Consider the following 16,582-nt stretch of genomic DNA (forward strand, 5'->3'; position numbering starts at 1 on the left):
TCACCGCATCGCCATGATGACGATGACCCAGAGCACCGCGCTGGCCGCGATCGCGGCCCCCAGCCGTGTCGTCACGGGCATCCGCAGGATCGACCAGGACGCCGGCTGCGCCGGATGCGGCGCGCCCGGACCATGACCGTGGGCGTGATTGTGGCCGTGGCCATGCCCGTGCGCGCCATGCGCATGGCTGTGATCGTGGCTCTGGAGCGCGGACTGGGTCATTTCGTTATAATGTTACATTATAACATCACCCCTGTCCACCGGCGGCGCGCTATGCAAGGCCGTCACCATTGACGCCCGCTCGTGCGGGCCTCGCCCTTCGAGACGCCCGCCTGCGGCGGGCTCCTCAGGGTGAGGAGCGAAGGTTCGCACTCTGGACTGGACTGAGCAGATCGCAGCGGCCCTCGCGCCGTCAACACGCTGTTTCCGATCAACGTGCCACGCTGGCTACGAAGCTGCCCCTCATGGTGAGGAGCGCCGAAAGGCGCGTCTCGAACCATGAGGCCCGGAATGTTTCCGGGGCCATTAGCGCCAGCGGGAGCCGAAGATGCCTCAGCTCAAGACCCGCACCAGCGCCAGGCCGCCGAACAGGCCGGCGATGGAGATGCCGACCGAGCCCAGCACATACAACGCCGCCAGCCCCGGTGCGCCGCGCTCATAGAGCAGCGCGGTATCGAGCGAGAATGCCGAGAAGGTCGTGTAGCCGCCGAGGATGCCGGTCATCAGGAACAGCCGCCAATGCTGAGAGGCGCCGCCCTTGAAGGCGAGGTAGCCGGCGATCAGCCCCATCACGGTGGAGCCAGTGATGTTGATGATGAAGGTGCCCCACGGAAAATCGGTGCCGAGCGCGCGGGCGCTCGCCATGTTGATCGCGTGCCGGAGCGAGGCGCCGCAGCCACCGCCGACGAAGACGAGAAGATAGCCCAACAATTGATTCACAGAACCTGACCTTGCACACGGCGCCGGAGAACGGATGCCCTACCCTCCGCACCTCACCAGCAAAATTCTTGCCGAAACGCGCCTTCGCTTGCAAGGACCGGTCGCGTCAATATCCTGTCACGAAAAAGGGCGGCGAGCTTAGAGCTCACCGCCCTCCTCCGTGGATCATAAGCGATCAGACAGCCTTGCCGTAGAGCTCGTCGACGTAGTCCCAGTTGATGAGATTCTCGACGAACGCCTTCAGATAGTCGGGACGGCGGTTGCGATAGTCGATGTAGTAGGAGTGCTCCCAGACGTCGCAGCCGAGGATCGGGGTCGCGCCGTGCACCAGCGGGTTCTCGCCGTTCGGGGTCTTGGAGATCTCCAGCTTGCCGTTCTTGACCGAGAGCCAGCACCAGCCCGAGCCGAACTGGCCGACGCCGGCGGCGGCGAAGTCGGCCTTGAACTTCTCGAAGCCGCCGAGATCCTCGTCGATCTTCTTCTCGAGCCGGCCGGGCAGCTTGGAGCCACCGCCATTCGGCTTCATCCAGGACCAGAAATGGATGTGGTTGAAATGCTGGCCGGCATTGTTGAAGACGGCGGGGTTCTTGCCGAACGAGCCCTTGACGATCTCCTCGAGGGACTTGCCTTCGAATTCGGTCCCCTTGATCGCATTGTTGCCGTTGGTCACATAGGCCTGATGATGCTTGTCGTGATGGTACTCGAGCGTCTCCTTGGACATGTAGGGTCCGAGGGCTTCATAGGCGTAAGGCAGGGGGGGAAGCGTAAAGGTCATGGGGGCGGTTCCGCAACTTGTGGAAGACGGGATTTAACGGGACCTTCTTATAGAAGGTTCCGACACCGTAAAACACCGTGAATTTGGAAAAAGCGAGCCGCTTTGATGAGCATCGAGATCGACGTATTGAATGATGACGCCGCCTGGCCGCTGGTCAAGCCGCTTTACGACGCGGTTTGGCCGCCGGAGGTGGTCGCCGGTTTGCCGTGGGCTGGTATCACATTTGCGCATGCCGACCTGCGGGTGCTGGTGCAGGACGACAGGGGCGAGGTGCTGTGCCATGTCGGCATCTATCGCCGACTCGTGAAGTGGAACGGCCAGAACGTCAATGTCGCCGGCATCGGCGGCGTTTTGACGCGTCCCGACATGCGCAACCGCGGCCTCGCCACGGTGGGACTGAACGCGGCGATCCAGACCCTGCGGCACGAGGACTCGATCAACTACGCCGTGCTGTTCTGCGCGGCGGATCGCATCCCCTTCTACACGGCGAGAGGCTTCATCCCGTTCGACGGCGACGTCTACGCCGAGCAGCCCGAGCAGGGCCGCATCCGCTTCGACCGGCTGTCCGCGCTGGTCCACGACGTCAAGCGCACCGCGCCGACCCGCGGCACCATCGACCTCTGCGGATTGCCGTGGTGACTCCGTTCTCCCCTCCCTTGTTTGAATCGTAAATCCGTTCTCCCTTCCGCTGTCGTCCCGGACAAGCCGTGACGCGCGCCAGCGCGTCGCGGCGCCGATCCGGGACCCATACGCCGCGGCGGACGTGATGGGCACAATGCCAATGACCAGTCTGCCTCAAACCCCTCCCTGGTGGTATGGGTCCCGGCGCCGCGTGCGCAATTGCGCACCAGGCCGGGACGACAATGGAGTTTGTCGCGGCAGTCAAAGCCATTTCCAGTGCATGAGACAACCGAGCAAGGGATTGAGACGTTCCGTCGGCGATGCACCTGATCGTGATGATCCCGCTTTGGACAACCGCTGCTCTGCGATTGCAACTGCGCCGTTTGCTGTTATGGAAACGCGGCTTCAACGGGGGGTAAGATGATTTGGAAATTGCGTTTGGCTGGTCTTGCGCTGGCGACCGTCGTGATGGCGCAGCCCGCTTTGGCTGCCGATGATCCAACCGGCACCTGGCTGACCCAGGCCGGCGACGCCAGGATCAAGGTCGCCAAATGCGGCGCCGGTCTCTGCGGCACCGTCGTGTGGCTGAAGGAGCCGATGGACACCGACACCGGCAAGCCGGCCGTCGACAACAAGAATCCGAATCGCGCGCTTGCCAACCGCCCGATCATCGGCCTGCAACTGTTCGAAGGCGTTCACGCGGAGGGGCCGAACAAATGGTCCGGCAAGATCTATAACGCCGATGACGGCCAGAGCTACACCAGCCACATCTCCGTCTCCGGCCCGGACACGCTGAAGGTGGAAGGCTGCGTCGGATCGCTGTGCGGCGGCGAGACCTGGACCCGCGCGCGCTGATCAGCGCTCAGGCGACCGCGGCCTTCAACGCGGTCGCAGCCGACGCGTAGCCGCCTCGCGCGCCGTCGATGAAGTGGACGTGATCCGGCCGGATCGCGGACGGCGTGAAGCAGGTCATCATCGCGGCATCCTGGCGATGCAGCCCGCAGCGGACGATGCCGCGCGACGCCGCCGCGCCAAGCCGGCGCTCCAGGTCCTGCGCGAGCTCGTCGGTGCAGTCGAGGATCATGCGCAGCGCATCGTCATATTTGCGGAAGTCGGAATTCTCGACCACCTGCTGCTTGTAGAGATCCGGCACGAAGCCGCCGATGCTGATGTTGAACCGCATCACGGCATAGACGAACAGCGTCCGTCCGAGCACGCGGGCCCAGCGCGACAACAGCGGTCCGCGCGCGGCGCGGACTTCGTAGCCGAATCCCTGCGGCGGCCATCGCAGCGCCGGCGCGCCGGCCGGCACCGGCCGCCCGGCATCGGGGCTGCGTTCGGTCAGGGTGATGATCTCCTCGATCACCTTGCGATAGGCCTGCGCATCGGCGCCGGGGGCCGGCAGCACCAGCACCGACAGGATGAGGCCGCGTGCCGCCGGGATCTCCTCGAACCGGCACGACAGCCCGGACAGATCGGGCTGCGCACCGGACGCCGCCGGCGGAATCGCGAACTCGCCCCGCTTCATCGCGGCCTCGGCCCAGCCCAGTCCGCCGCCTGCGAACATCGCGTAGGACAGGTTGGCCGACGGGCCGTAGCGCGCCACGCGGACGTCGAGGCCCTGCGCGCGGATCGCGCTCACCGGCACCAGGGCGACACGCATCGCGAGATCGAGATCCTCCCTGACCCAGGTCGCGGTCGCGGCAAGGGCCTCGCGCGCGGCCGCTTCGTCATCCGGGCTGACGGCGAAGCTCGCGCCGTCGCCCCCGAACACGAATGGGAATTCGCGCCCTTCCAAGGCATTGGTGACCGCGGCGATGACCGCCGCCCCGGCCATGTTGACCGCCTTGTAGCGCCTGTCGGCGATCGCCTTGGTCGACTCGACGATGTCAGCCGTGCCGATCAGCCAGTCATCCGGCACCGGCTGGTAGAGCTGCGGCTCCATCAGGCGCGCGAAGCCGCGAAACACCGGAATCGAGGCATAGTAGTCCGCAGCGCTGGTCTTCGACATTGAGAGGCATCCGTCCGGGGTGCGCGTCCAATGAGGAGCTACGTTCTTTCCTGTCAAGCGGGTTCAGGCAACGATATTCGGCAGCGGACGTGTCGCCTGACGGATTGCACCGCGTTATCGTTCCATCGGCATTGACGTGCTAGCCTATCGCCATCATGGCCGACACCTCACCCGTTCCACAACTCGCCGCCCGCGCGCTCCAGATCGCGGACCGCATCAATACCGCCGGCTTCGAGGGCCAAGTGCTGTCGGCGACGCCGCTGGCGGTCCGCATCGGCGAGACGGGTATCGCCGTGGTCTTCCGCTACGGCGTCGTCGTCTTCATCGGCCTGTCGGTGGCGGAGGAGATCAACTTCCTCGACCGGCTGAGCGCGCGACTGTTCGGCCCGATCGCGCCGCACGAGGAAGAGACGGCCAAGGTCCAGGTCGCGCGCGAATCCGACGAGCCGATCCCGGTCGGCGGCCCGGTCCTGGTCAAGGAATTGTCGCTGGAGCGGCTGCTCATCGTCGCCGATGCGCTGGCCAAGAGCGTCGTGCTCGGCCGCAGCGAGCGCGAGATCGCCAACGTGTTCGACACGATCGAGCCGTTCGCGCGCGAGCTGGCGCTGCTGGGGCGAACATCGAAGAGCCGGGTGGCGATGCTCAAGCTGCTCGGCGAGGCGCTGCTGGTGCAGCACCGCGTCTCCGGCCGCGTGGCGGTCGGCGAGAAGCCGGACGTGTTGTGGGACCGGCCCGATCTGGAACGGCTCTATGCACGGCTCGAGGACGAGTATGAGCTGAAGGAGCGGGAGGACACCCTCAACCGCAAGCTCGCGGTGATCGCGGAGACGGCGACCACGCTCGCCGACATCATCGACACCAAGCGCTCGCTGCGGCTCGAGGTCATCGTCGTCATCCTGATCGCCTGCGAGATCGTGCTCGGCTTCTACGAGATCTTCGCCCGCGGCGGGCATTGACGGCAGAGCCTCGACCGGCGGCCATCGCATTCAGCGATGGTTCAGACGCGGCATGGAACTCTCGCATGGGCGCGATGAGCGATGCTGGGGGATGTCGAACCATGACGTGGGTGGGGAGCTTGCGACCGTCGCCGGCGGCAGCCAGCCACGAGGTGTGGCGAGCGCCCCGCCGCCGACGCGGCGATGCTGGTCCGCCAATGCCGTCACACCAGCGCTCTGACGTTCCAAGTCGCATGACGGACCCCGGCAAGCTTCGCCAGCTCGGACACGACGCGGTCGAGATCGACCGTATCGACCGCGAGCGGCACCAGCGTCGCGATGATCTCGACGATGTCCTCGGAGCGATAGACAACCTCGGTCTCCCGCACCGGGTATTTGGCCGCCTCCAGCCGCTCGTCGAGCGCCTCGCGCAGCTCGGCGGCGCGCAGCCCGTCGGTGGTCAGGACGATCTCGTAGTTCGCCTCCGAGGTCTGTGCATTGAGCGGGATGCGATCGATCGCATTGACCAGCGGCCGCAGCAAGGTGTTGCCGGCCAGCACGAACACCGTCAGCGCCACCGACTGCGCGATCAGGTCGGCGCCGGCGCAGGCGCCGACCGCGGCGGACGCCCACAGCGTCGCGGCGGTGTTGAGGCCGCGGACGTTCATGCCCTCCTTCATGATCGTGCCGGCGCCGAGGAAGCCGATGCCCGACACCACATAGGCGATGATCCGCACCGCGCCGTCGGCGCCGGTGAGGCGGTTGCCGAGGTCGACGAAGGCGGCCGCGCCGACGGCGACCAGCACGTTGGTGCGCAGGCCGGCGCTGCGCTGCCGGTATTGCCGCTCGGCGCCGATCAGCGTGCCCAGCACGAACGCCGTGAACAGGCTCACGAGCGTGTCGAGGAAGTCGAAGACCTGGAAGGTGTGGAGGAATCGCATGGGCTTGCTGACTGTCTACGGTATTACGCTCCGTGGCCCGCCTGGCGGCAGCGGCACGCGTGGCATCCGGCGGCGGAACCGTCGCGAGAAGGCCGCTTTCTTAAGCCGTCCTTGATCGAAATCAAATCCCCGTCCCTCCCGTATACTTTAGGCTGATATGATCAACAGGCAGATGACGTCCGGCAAACAAATGACGCCATTCTCCGACGTCCGCAGGGATCACAGCCCGGCCGTCCGGCTGGGACATGACGCGGTGAGTGCGGTGAAGCTGTCCCAGGAGCTCACCGCCGAGATCGACGCCTGGGCGGAGGCTCACCAGATGACACGCTCCGACGCCATCGGCCAGTTGCTCACGATCGGCCTGCATGCATCGCGGCCGGCCGCAGCCGGGCAGCCCACGTCGCGGGATCCCGTCGCCATCGAGCAGAATGCGATCCGGCTGATCGATCGGATGCTCGATCCGAGCCTGTCCGCCGAGGAGCGCGAGCGGCGGATCCGCCGCCTGATCGAAGGTCCTGCGGAATTTGCCAACGAACGGATCGACCTGCCGCGGCATCCAGGCTGACGCGAACGGCTCAGGCGGCCGAGCGCGCCACCACGGCCTCGTAGATGTCGTCCTCCTGCGCCGTGTGCATGCGGACCAGCGTCTCGATCGCCTCGATCACCCGTTGCGCATCGCGGATCAGATAGCGGTCCACATGCTCGGACGGCAGATCCTCGACCAGCCGGCCGAGCAGGCGCGCCAGATGCAGTATCTCGCGATGCGCGCGGCTCATTGCCGACAGGCCGTGGCTCTCCTGCAGGAGCCGCGCAAGCTTCGGATAGACCGATCCCTCGTCGTCGCGCTCATGCGCCACGACCTTGTCCTGCACCACGCCGTTCGCCTCCATGATCAGCGCCACGGCGCCGTCGGGCGGGGCTTCGTCGAGCGCATCGACGATCGCGCGCAGGCGGTCGAGGCCGCGCAGCAGCGCCTGGTGATCATGCCTGAGCCCTCGGCCGTCTTCGGCCGTGATCCGGCCGGCTTTGCTGCGGCCGGCCGGGAACAGAGCGCGGAGCGCGTTGAGGATGACGGCGACGTCGATGGCTTCCTGGACCAGGGCCGCAGGCACCGGCTGCAGCAGGCCGAAGGCCGCGGCCCCCATCGCCACGAACGACAGGCCCATGCCGACGAAGATGCTCTCCAGGGCGATGCGTCGGGCGCGCTGCGCGATCACGATCGCCTCGCCGACGCGATCGAGCCGATCGGCGAGAATGACCACGTCGGCGGCTTCCGACGAGGCGCTGGCACCACGGGCGCCGAGCGCGATGCCGACGTCGGCGGAGGCCAGCGCCGGAGCATCGTTGATGCCGTCGCCCACCATGATGGTGGGATGCAGCCGCTGCTCGCTCTTGACCGCCTCCACCTTGTCGGAGGGGACACGGTCCGCCAGCACGGCGTCGAGGTCGAGCGCCGCGCCGATCGCCTGGGCGGCCGCGGCGCGGTCCCCGGTCACCATGACCATGCGCGCGATGCCGGCCTCGCGGAGCCAGCGGATCGCGCGCGGCGTATCCGCGCGCAGTTCGTCCGCCAGCAGCAGCGCCCCGATCGGGCGCCCCTCGATCGCAACGAAGACGATCAGCGCCGACCGCCACGACGCCCGGCGGATCGCGCGCGCCGCCCAGGGCGGCGGCGTCCGGCTGCCGAGCACGAGGTCGCGCGAGCCGGCCATCACAGGGCGGCCATCGATCAGACCTTCGAGGCCCGAGCCCATGGTTTCCCTGACCTGTTCGGGCACCTTCAGCTTCAGCCCGCGCGCCTGGCCGGCCTGAACGATCGCGTGCGCCACCACGTGGTGCGAGGCCTGCTCGAGCGATGCGCAGAGCAGCAGCACCGCATCGGCGTCCTCGCCCGGTGCGGCGTCGACCGACAGCAGCCGCGCGCCGCCGACGGTCAGCGTGCCCGTCTTGTCGAACAGTACGGTATGGGCGCGCGCGAGCGCCTCGAGCTTGCCGCCGCCTTTGACCAGAATGCCGCTTCGGGCCGCCTGCGCCACGCCGGCAATGAAAGCGACGGGTGCAGCGAGAATCAGCGGGCACGGCGTTGCCGCCACCAGCACGGCAAGACTCCGGATCAGATCGCCCGAAGCCAGATAGGCGGCCCCCGCGATGGCGAGGCTGACGGGCAGGAAGATCAGCGCATAGCGGTCGGCAAGCCGCACGAACGGCGCCTTCGCGGTCTGGGCCGTCGTCACCAGCTTGACGATGCCGGCATAGGTGCTTTCGCCCGCAGTGGCGGTGACCGCCATTTCGAACGTGTCGCCGGCATTCACCGATCCCGACAGGATCGCCATCCCGCGCGTCTTCGTCACCGGGATCGGCTCCCCCGTGAGCGCCGACTCGTCGACGACCGCGATGGTCGCTTCGACCATGCCATCGACCGGGACGATCTCGCCGGCGCGGACCATCAGGCGATCACCGACCGCGACGCTGGCGATCGGAACGTTGTCGATCTGGTCGCCACGGCGGCGATGTGCCTCGCGCGGCGCGCGATCGACCAGCGCGCGCAGATCGTGCTCGGCGCGGGCGACGGCAATGTCCTCCAGCACATTGCCGCCGGAATACATCAGCGCCACGACAGCGCCGGCCAGCGGCTCGCCGAGGATGATCGCCGCGCTCATCGACACCAGCGCGATCGCGTCGACGCCGATGCGGCCGGCCAGGACATCGCGGACGATCGAGACGATCAGCCCCAGGATGACCGGAACGGTCGAGGCCGTAAAAGCGATCCCGGCAAGATCGGGGCGACCGAGCACATGCGCGAGGCCGCCCGCGGCGAGGCCCGCGATTGCGATCGCGACGAGGGTCCACCGCAGAATGCGCTCGAACATGGATACCGGTTCCGGATTGCGCCGGCACTATCGCTGCTGCCGCCCGTCGGACGCTTGAGCGAAATCAACGGCGAGAGCGACCGATCGCCGCAAATGGCTCAGGCGGTATTGCCTGCATCGACCGTCAGCACGGTGCCGGTGACATTGCGCCCGCCATCGCCGAGCAGGAATTCAACCATCGCCGCCACGTCATCCGTTTCCGGCAGCCGCCGCAACGCGCTGCGGCCGGCGATGCGCCGCTGCTGCTCCTCGTCCATGCTCTGCGTCAGCTCGGTGGCGATGAAGCCCGGTGCGATCGCGTTGACGGTGATGCCGACCTTGCCGACCTCGCGCGCCAGCGAGCGCGTGAAGCCGTTGGCCGCCGCCTTGGTCGCGCCGTAGACGGACAGGCCGTTGTAGCCGGTGGAGGCGATGATCGAGGAGATGTTGATCACCCGCCCCTCGCCCGCGGCCATCATGTGGCGAACGACATATTTCGTCAGGATCATCGGTGCCAGAACGTTCAGCCGCACCAGGGCCTCGATCTCCGAATTGTGCATGGTCGCCAGCAGCCCTTCGGTGCCGAGACCGGCATTGTTGACGAGACCGTAGAGCGGACCGTACTCGTCGCGGACCGACTTCACGAAGGCCGGAAGTTCGTCGACGACGCTGAGATCACAGGCGCGGAAATGAATCCCGGCGCTGCTGGCGCTGAACTCGGCGATCGCAGCGCGCAGTTCCTCGCTTTCCCGGCGGGCCACCGTGACGACGTCATAGCCAGCGCCAGCGAGCCTGCGCGCGATGGCGAGCCCGATGCCGCGGCTGCCGCCGGTGACGAGAACGTTACGCATCGGCGCGCGCCAGCTTGCCGGCCGGTGTGACGTCGAGCGCCGGCACGACACGGATCATCGCCGGCACCTTGTGGGGCGCGAGGCGCGCGCGGCACGCGGCGAGGATCTCATTGCGGACCGCCTCGGTCCGCGCCGGATCGGCATCCGCCGTCAGCACGACCTCGGCGACGACGATGCCGCCGGTGATCGGGCTGCGCCGCGACTTGGCGCGCGACATCCGCACCTCGGGATGGCCATTGATCACGGCCTCGATTTCTTCCGGATGGACCTTGAGCCCGCCGACATTGATGATGCCGTTGCGGCGCCCGACGAAGTAGTAGCGATCGCCGCGCAGCTCGACCATGTCACCGGTATCGACATAACCATCCGTATCGGTCAGGGCGGCCGCAGCGCGTCCGACATAGGCGTGCGCGGCGCGCTTGGAGCGAATGCGCAGCGAGCCGTCAACGACCTTCATGTCGACGGCGCCGCGGCCTTCGCCAAGCAGCGTCGCCGGAAACCCCTCCAGCCCATCATTCACGGCGAAGCCGACGCCGGCCTCGGTCGAGGCGTAGGCATGACCGATCGAAGCGTGGGGGAATGCCAGCTTCAATCCATCGAGCACGGCCTGGTCGGCGATCTCGCCGGAGAGACGCACATAGCGCGGCGCGAAGCCTTCCACTGCCCCACTCATCAGCAGCTTGCGCCAATGCGACGGCGTTCCGGACATGTGCGTAACGCCGCGTGCGTTGAGACGCGCGACGTGGTCCGATAGCCCCTCGCCCGGATCCGACAATACCATGGAGCCGCCGCCGACGATGGCGCGCAGGAAGATCTGCAGGCCGCCATAGCGGCGGATGTCGTAGAACGTCGCCCACACCGGCATGGCTTCGCCAGGTACCGGACGGTCGCCGATGATCGCGCCGCACAGACCGTCCAGCGTATGCCCGACAATCTTTGGCACGCCCGATGTACCCGATGTCAGCATCAGCCATTCGGTGGCGCGCACCGTCTGCACGACCGCGGCAGAAGGCTGCGGCAGGGCGACCTCGATCACGAGATCGACGCCGCAGGCGTCGAAACGCTGGACCTCATCAGTCACGATGGCGTCGATGTCAGCATCGGCAATGATGCTGGCGAGGTGCTCGCCCTTGAGATCCGGCGGACACAACAGGAGACGTCGTGCGACGCCATCGATCTCGATCAGCGCAAGGCCGGCGAGGAGCTGGCCGGAGGTCGCCAGCAGCACCGAACGTCCGTTGAGCTCTTCGGTGCGGCCGCCGAGGCTGCTTCCGCGCGAGAGCTCGGCGAGCGATATGACGTGACGCGGATCGGAGATCGTCCGTTCGGTCAGCGCGGTCCCGAGATGGTCGCGAAGGGCGAAGATCTCACGCGGGGACATTCTCATAGGCCCCGATGAAGTCGCCTATCGTGTTGGGGAACGTCACATCCTCGGACAGGGTGAACGGATCGACGCCGAGATCGTCCTCGAGACGGGCGACCAGGATGGCGAAAGCGAGCGAGTCGAAGCCGGTCTCATGCAACGTCAGCTCGTCGGTCAGCGGCGGCAGCTTGACCTTCTGTTCTTCCGCAATCTGCTTGATCGCTGCAATGATTCTTAACCGTACCGACATGGGCCAATCCGCGCACTGTTCAAACGATGAAACCGACCATAGGGCCAGAAGGTGAAGGAACCCGGACTGGCCCGCGATGTTTCGGGACCGTTGGTAAATGCCCATCATGGCCTATGATTAAAATCACCTACAAACGAACCTCGCCGGCGAGGATCCGCGCATGCAGATCGCGATCGAGCGGGTAATATGCACCTGTCCCGGCGTCTCGCACGTAGAGCGGCTCGTGCACGACCGACGGATCGAAGCCGTCGCGCATCAGCTCCTGCTTCTTCTGCTTGAATGTTTCAGTCGACTGCAGCGACGACGTGATGCGGAGCGCCACCGGCCGCGCGTAGGACGGCAACCTTCGGGCAAGTTCGACGGAGAGACGATCGAGATCGAAGCTGTCGCCGACGACGAGCGCGGCCATCCCGGCGCGCCCATCGGTCCCCGGCACGACAACACCATAGGTCGATGCTTCCAACACGCCGGGACATTGCAGGATCGCCTCGTTCACCTCGCTGGTCGCGACGTTCTCGCCCTTCCAGCGGAAGGTGTCGCCGAGACGATCGACGAAATAGAAGAAGCCCTGATCGTCCTGGCGCATCAGGTCACCGGTGCGGAACCAGGCATCGCCCTTCTCGAAGACGTCGCGCAGTATCTTCTTCTCCGTCTCGCCCGTATCGGTATAGCCTTCGAAGCGACCGCCTCCCTTGTCCGCCGTACCGATGCGGCCGATGGCCTCGCCGATCTCGCCGCGCGTGCAGACGAGGCACCGTCCGTCGGCTCCGCGCAGGGGTGCGCGCTGGTCGGCATCCAGCTTGATGATTTCGGCGGGAAAGCGATGCGCGAGCAGCGACGGCACGCGCCCGATCGATCCCACCCTGCTCTCGACATTGTAGAGCGAGAAGTTGCCTTCGGTCGCGGCATAGAATTCCAGCACTTGAGGAATGCGGAAACGCGCCTGGAATGCCTCCCAGACGTCACCGCGCATGCCGTTGCCGCAGGCGAGCCGCAGCCGATGCGCGCGGTCGAAATCGGACGGCGCGGCGGCCAGCAGATAGCGGCAGAGCTCGCCGATATATTGCAGCAGCGTGCAATCGTGACGGACGATGTCGCGCCAGAAATTGCGCGCCGAGAATTTCTCGGCGAGCACCGCGGCTCCCCCGGCGCGCAGCATGCTGCAGGGCGCGACGATGCCGCCGACGGAATGATAGACCGGCAGACAGTCATAGAGGCGATCGTCGGGACCTGCGCCGGTGAGGCCGGCAAACCATCCGCCCCAGTTCATGATGCGGCGATGGCTGATGCTGGCGGCCTTGGGCAGGCCCGTCGTGCCGGAGGTGTAGATCAGCAGCGCGCGGTCGTTGATCGTCACGGCGCGGCGCTCGGTTGGGTCGAGCGCGTGCGTATCCATCGCGGCGAGCGCGAGGTCGAGATCGCCGCCGTCGGCAAACCAGACACGCGGCCCGCCCGCGATCAACGGCGCAACCTCCGTATAGGCTTCGTGGAAGTCCTTGGAGACGATCACATGGATTGGCCGGGCCACATTGATGCAATGCGCGAGCGACGGTCCGATGAGATTGGCGTTGATGAGCGCAACAACACCGCCGACGCGGCTGATCCCGAGCCAGGCGGCCAAGTAGTCGGGCCGGCTCGGCATCATCAAGGCGACCGTGTGGCCCGGCCCGATGCCGTTGGCCAGCGCCCAGCGGGCGTATCGGTTGATGCGCGCAGACAGGGCGGAATAGCTCAGCGTCTCGCGATCGGAGACCAGCGCCGGCCGTTCGGGCTGCTTCGCAGCCCAGTCGTCCACCACGTCGGCGAACAGCCGCGCCGGCTCTGCCTCGATGCGCGAGGTCAGATCGATCGCCTTCAGCCAGATCTTCGCCGCCGACGGCTTCCGAGAGGCCGTGCTGAGTTCCACAGATCGATCCGACTGCCCGGAGTTCATGAACGCCCTCACCCCAATTCGGCGTGCTTATAGGCGGTGTGGCCTCACCAGCCGTTAATCGGGAGGGTTAACCGGCCGAGAGTGCGTGGCTGTTGATGCGAATGCGATCCTTTACGAAGTTCTCGGAAATGCCGGTTAGCATACCGCTCCCAGAACATGCCAACGAAGGCCGGCATGCCCAAGGACACGATGACACGACGCGCATTGCTGCACTGCGCCGTCTGGAGCAGTGTTGCAGCCATGACTTCGACCACGGCGTTCGCCGGAGTTGATGCGCCCTATCCGGCTCAGCCCGTCACCTGGGTCATTCCGTTTGCCCCGGGCGGAGCCACCGGCCGGCTGTCGCTGCTGATCTGCGATCGGCTGACCCGCCGCCTGGGCCAGCCCTTCGTGCTCGATCACCGGCCGGGTGCGGGCGGCGCGACCGCCACCAAGAGCGTCGCGAGCACCGCGCCGGACGGCTATACGATTCTTGCGACCTCGACCGCCAACGTCATCACCGCCTCGACCGACCGCTCGCCCGACGCCGATCTCATCCCCGTCGCCGGCATGGCGCGCATGCCGCTGCTGCTGCTGGTCAGCCGGCAGCTGCCTGTCAAGACGCTGCCCGAATTCCTGGCCTATGCCAAGGCCAACCCGGGCAAGCTCAGCGTCGGCTCCGCCGGTCCCGGCACCGTCCAGCTGCTGTCGGCCGAGCTGTTCCGGACACTCGGCGGCCTCACGTGGTCGACTGTGCACTATCGTGGCTCGGGTCCGGCCCTGACCGACCTCGCCTCCGGCCACATCCACGCCATGTTCGACAACGCCGCGTCCGCGGTCGACCTCCTGCGCAGCGGCAAGGTCCGGGCGCTGGCCGTCACGACGCGCGAGCACGCCGCCGCCTTCCCCGATCTGCCGCCAGTCGCCGACGTCCTGCCGGCGTTCGAAACCTCCGGCTTCTATGGCGTCGCCGTGCCGCACGGCACGCCGAAAGCCATCGTCGAGCTGCTCAACCGCGAGATCAACGCCGCGCTGGCCGATCCCGACATCAGCAGGCAGTTCGCTGAGGTCGGCGCCACGCCGCTCACCGGCGACGTCGGCGTCTACACCGCGACCTACCGCGCCGAGATCATGCACTGGCGCAAGCTGGTGCCGCAGGTGAGCGCGAAGAACTGACCTCCGCGCCCACGCCTGCCTGCCTCAGGCCCCCGCGACGCCCTGCAGCACCAGCCGGTTGAGACGGGCCGCGAAGGCGGCCGGATCCTCCGGCAGTTCGCCGTCGAGGATCTGCGCCTGCTCGAGCAGTAGGAACGACAGATCGTCGACCTTGGCCTTGTCGGCGGCGGCTTTTGCGACTGCCACGACCAGCGGATGGCGCAGATTGATCTCGAGGATCGGCTTGGTGCGCGCCCCGCGCGCCTGCTGCGACAGGATGCGCTCCAGCTCGCGATCGGGACCATGGCTACCGGCCACCAGGCAGGACGCGCTGGTGGTCAGCCGGGTCGAGACCTTCACGTCGGTGACGTGCTCGCCGAGGCTCGCCTTGATCAGCGCGATCGTGTTGGCCTCGTCGGCCGCCGGCTGCGCCTCGTCCTCGGCCTTCGGCTCCGTCACCGGGATCGGATCGAAGTTGATGTCGCCCTGGCTCAGCGACTTCAGCGGCTTGCCGTCATATTCGAGCCGCGCCGAGGTCCAGAACGCATCGACCGGATCGGTCAAGAGCAGCACCTCGACGCCGCGTGCCTTGGCCGCCTCGAGCCGCGGATTGGACTTCAGCCGCTCGATGCTGTCACCGACCAGGAAGTAGATCTCGGTCTGGTTCTCCTTGAGGCCCTCGACATATTGCTTCAGCGAGCGCCGCTCGCCCGATGTCGTGGTGAAGCGCGACAGCGCCAGCAGCTTGTCGCGGCGCTCGAAATCCTCGTACAGGCCCTCCTTGATCACGGCGCCGAACGAATCCCAGATCTTGTCGAAGTTCTCGGCGTCCTTGTCGGCAAGCTGCTCCAGCTCGCTGATCACCCGCGTCGTCACCGCTTTTCGGATCTGCGCCAGCTGCGGATTGTTCTGCAGCATTTCGCGCGACAGGTTGAGCGGCAGGTCCTCGCTGTCGATCACGCCGCGGATGAAGCGCAGGTACGCCGGCATCAGGTCGGCGTCGTCGGTGATGAAGACGCGGCGGACATAGAGCTTGACCTTGCCCTTGCGCGCCGGCTCGAACAGGTCGAACGGCTTGGTCGAGGGCGCAAACAGCAGCACGGCATAGGAATAGCGGCCTTCGGCGCGGTAGTGCAGCGTCATCGCCGGCTCGTCGAACGCATGCGCGATCGACTTGTAGGCCTTGCTGTAGTCCTCCGGCGTCAGCTCGGATTTGGAGCGCTGCCACAGCGCGCTGGCGGAGTTGATCTGGCGCGGCTCGCCCTCCTCCGGCACCAGCATGATCGGGAACTGGATGTTGTCGGAATAGGCGGTGACGATGCGCTCGATCTCATAGGTTTCGAGATATTTCTTCGCGTCGTCCTTGAGGTGCAGCACGATCTCGGTGCCGCGCGCAACCCGCTTGGCATCCTCCTCGGACGCGGGCGCCACCTCGAAGCCCGCCCCGCCCGACGAGGTCCAGGTCCAGACCTCGCCGCCGCCGGCGCGGCGGCTGATCACCTGGATGCGGTCGGCGACCATGAAGGCCGAATAGAAGCCGACGCCGAACTGGCCGATCAGGCCGGTGCCGTCCTTGGCCTCGGCCAGCTTCTGCACGAACGCCTTGGTGCCGGAGCGGGCGATGGTGCCGAGATGGTCGATCAGCTCCTGGCGCTCCATGCCGATGCCGCTGTCGGCAATGGTCAGGGTATCAGCGGCCTTGTTCGGGATGATGCGGATCTGCGGCGGCTCGCCGTCGCCGATCAGATCGGGTCTGGCGATCGCCTCGTAACGCAGCTTGTCACAGGCGTCCGAGGCGTTCGAAATCAGCTCGCGCAGGAAAATGTCGGTCTCGGAGTAGACCGAATGCACCATCAGATGGAGCAGCTCGGAGACTTCGGCCTGGAAGGAATGGCTAACGGTGGCGGTGTCGGTCATCGTCGTACGTTGGCCCATGCTATCAGGGGTGGAGAGAGACCGTCGATATAGCGCGGCGGCGGC

Annotated in this window: 16 protein-coding genes; 5 read left to right on the forward strand and 11 right to left on the reverse strand. The window is 66.6% G+C overall.

The genetic code is table 11. From position 1 onward, the window contains the following. The 3 genes from ACQR10_RS13100 to ACQR10_RS13110 all read right to left on the reverse strand — a co-directional run bounded on the left by ACQR10_RS13100 (nucleotide 1) and on the right by ACQR10_RS13110 (nucleotide 1,714). On the reverse strand, nucleotides 1–222 hold the full coding sequence (locus tag ACQR10_RS13100; RefSeq protein WP_315801790.1) for a hypothetical protein: 222 nt from the start codon (nucleotides 220–222) through the stop codon (nucleotides 1–3). 330 nt (nucleotides 223–552) lie between these two features. Beyond that, nucleotides 553–939 carry a fluoride efflux transporter CrcB gene (crcB, locus tag ACQR10_RS13105; RefSeq protein ID WP_315801789.1) on the reverse strand — a complete coding sequence of 129 codons (387 nt, stop codon included), beginning with the start codon at nucleotides 937–939 and terminating at the stop codon, nucleotides 553–555. A gap of 175 nt (nucleotides 940–1,114) precedes the next feature. Next, nucleotides 1,115–1,714, reverse strand: a complete 600-nt coding sequence (locus ACQR10_RS13110) for a superoxide dismutase (RefSeq protein WP_315801788.1) — start codon at nucleotides 1,712–1,714, stop codon at nucleotides 1,115–1,117. A gap of 105 nt (nucleotides 1,715–1,819) precedes the next feature. On the opposite strand from ACQR10_RS13110, the gene ACQR10_RS13115 reads away from it, so the two are divergent. Next, nucleotides 1,820–2,353, forward strand: coding sequence for a GNAT family N-acetyltransferase (locus ACQR10_RS13115; RefSeq protein ID WP_316217199.1), 534 nt, complete (start codon nucleotides 1,820–1,822; stop codon nucleotides 2,351–2,353). A gap of 402 nt (nucleotides 2,354–2,755) precedes the next feature. Further along, nucleotides 2,756–3,190 (forward strand): DUF2147 domain-containing protein, encoded by a 435-nt coding sequence (locus ACQR10_RS13120; RefSeq protein ID WP_315802707.1) that lies wholly within the window; start codon nucleotides 2,756–2,758, stop codon nucleotides 3,188–3,190. Between the two features lie 7 nt (nucleotides 3,191–3,197). Here ACQR10_RS13120 and ACQR10_RS13125 read toward each other — a convergent pair whose 3' ends face one another. Then, the gene (locus ACQR10_RS13125) at nucleotides 3,198–4,346 is read right to left on the reverse strand and encodes a DUF3095 domain-containing protein (RefSeq protein WP_316217200.1); all 1,149 of its coding nucleotides are present in this window, start codon (nucleotides 4,344–4,346) and stop codon (nucleotides 3,198–3,200) included. 155 nt (nucleotides 4,347–4,501) lie between these two features. Between ACQR10_RS13125 and ACQR10_RS13130 the strand changes: the two genes are divergently transcribed. After that, nucleotides 4,502–5,302: an RMD1 family protein gene (locus ACQR10_RS13130; protein WP_315802705.1), complete on the forward strand. Its 801-nt coding sequence runs from the start codon at nucleotides 4,502–4,504 to the stop codon at nucleotides 5,300–5,302. Between the two features lie 203 nt (nucleotides 5,303–5,505). Here the strand turns inward: ACQR10_RS13130 and ACQR10_RS13135 are convergent, their stop codons facing one another. Beyond that, nucleotides 5,506–6,222 carry an MgtC/SapB family protein gene (locus ACQR10_RS13135; protein WP_315802704.1) on the reverse strand — a complete coding sequence of 239 codons (717 nt, stop codon included), beginning with the start codon at nucleotides 6,220–6,222 and terminating at the stop codon, nucleotides 5,506–5,508. Nucleotides 6,223–6,379: 157 nt separating this feature from the next. Between ACQR10_RS13135 and ACQR10_RS13140 the strand changes: the two genes are divergently transcribed. After that, on the forward strand, nucleotides 6,380–6,787 hold the full coding sequence (locus ACQR10_RS13140) for a hypothetical protein (RefSeq protein ID WP_315802703.1): 408 nt from the start codon (nucleotides 6,380–6,382) through the stop codon (nucleotides 6,785–6,787). A 10-nt stretch (nucleotides 6,788–6,797) separates the two neighbouring features. Here ACQR10_RS13140 and ACQR10_RS13145 read toward each other — a convergent pair whose 3' ends face one another. From ACQR10_RS13145 to ACQR10_RS13165, 5 genes are all read right to left on the reverse strand, one after another. Further along, nucleotides 6,798–9,092: a heavy metal translocating P-type ATPase gene (locus tag ACQR10_RS13145; RefSeq protein ID WP_315802702.1), complete on the reverse strand. Its 2,295-nt coding sequence runs from the start codon at nucleotides 9,090–9,092 to the stop codon at nucleotides 6,798–6,800. A gap of 98 nt (nucleotides 9,093–9,190) precedes the next feature. After that, a complete protein-coding gene (locus tag ACQR10_RS13150) occupies nucleotides 9,191–9,922 on the reverse strand; it encodes an SDR family NAD(P)-dependent oxidoreductase (protein ID WP_316179664.1) in 732 nt (243 codons plus the stop codon). Then, complete coding sequence (locus tag ACQR10_RS13155; protein ID WP_316217201.1) at nucleotides 9,915–11,303, reverse strand: class I adenylate-forming enzyme family protein; 1,389 nt, start codon at nucleotides 11,301–11,303, stop codon at nucleotides 9,915–9,917. Before ACQR10_RS13155 ends, ACQR10_RS13150 begins: the two co-directional genes overlap by 8 nt. Next, nucleotides 11,290–11,535, reverse strand: a complete 246-nt coding sequence (locus tag ACQR10_RS13160) for an acyl carrier protein (protein WP_315802699.1) — start codon at nucleotides 11,533–11,535, stop codon at nucleotides 11,290–11,292. The genes ACQR10_RS13155 and ACQR10_RS13160 overlap by 14 nt, the downstream gene beginning before the upstream one ends. A 127-nt stretch (nucleotides 11,536–11,662) precedes the next feature. Further along, nucleotides 11,663–13,468 (reverse strand): long-chain-acyl-CoA synthetase, encoded by a 1,806-nt coding sequence (locus ACQR10_RS13165; protein ID WP_316217202.1) that lies wholly within the window; start codon nucleotides 13,466–13,468, stop codon nucleotides 11,663–11,665. Nucleotides 13,469–13,642: 174 nt separating this feature from the next. Here ACQR10_RS13165 and ACQR10_RS13170 point away from each other — a divergent pair, with 174 nt between their 5' ends. Next, nucleotides 13,643–14,623 carry a Bug family tripartite tricarboxylate transporter substrate binding protein gene (locus tag ACQR10_RS13170; RefSeq protein ID WP_316217203.1) on the forward strand — a complete coding sequence of 327 codons (981 nt, stop codon included), beginning with the start codon at nucleotides 13,643–13,645 and terminating at the stop codon, nucleotides 14,621–14,623. A gap of 24 nt (nucleotides 14,624–14,647) precedes the next feature. Here ACQR10_RS13170 and htpG read toward each other — a convergent pair whose 3' ends face one another. Beyond that, nucleotides 14,648–16,519 carry a molecular chaperone HtpG gene (gene htpG, locus ACQR10_RS13175; protein WP_316217204.1) on the reverse strand — a complete coding sequence of 624 codons (1,872 nt, stop codon included), beginning with the start codon at nucleotides 16,517–16,519 and terminating at the stop codon, nucleotides 14,648–14,650. Between the last annotated feature and the right edge of the window lie 63 nt (nucleotides 16,520–16,582).

This window comes from Bradyrhizobium sp. HKCCYLRH2060, assembly GCF_051168135.1.
GTDB lineage: Bacteria > Pseudomonadota > Alphaproteobacteria > Rhizobiales > Xanthobacteraceae > Bradyrhizobium.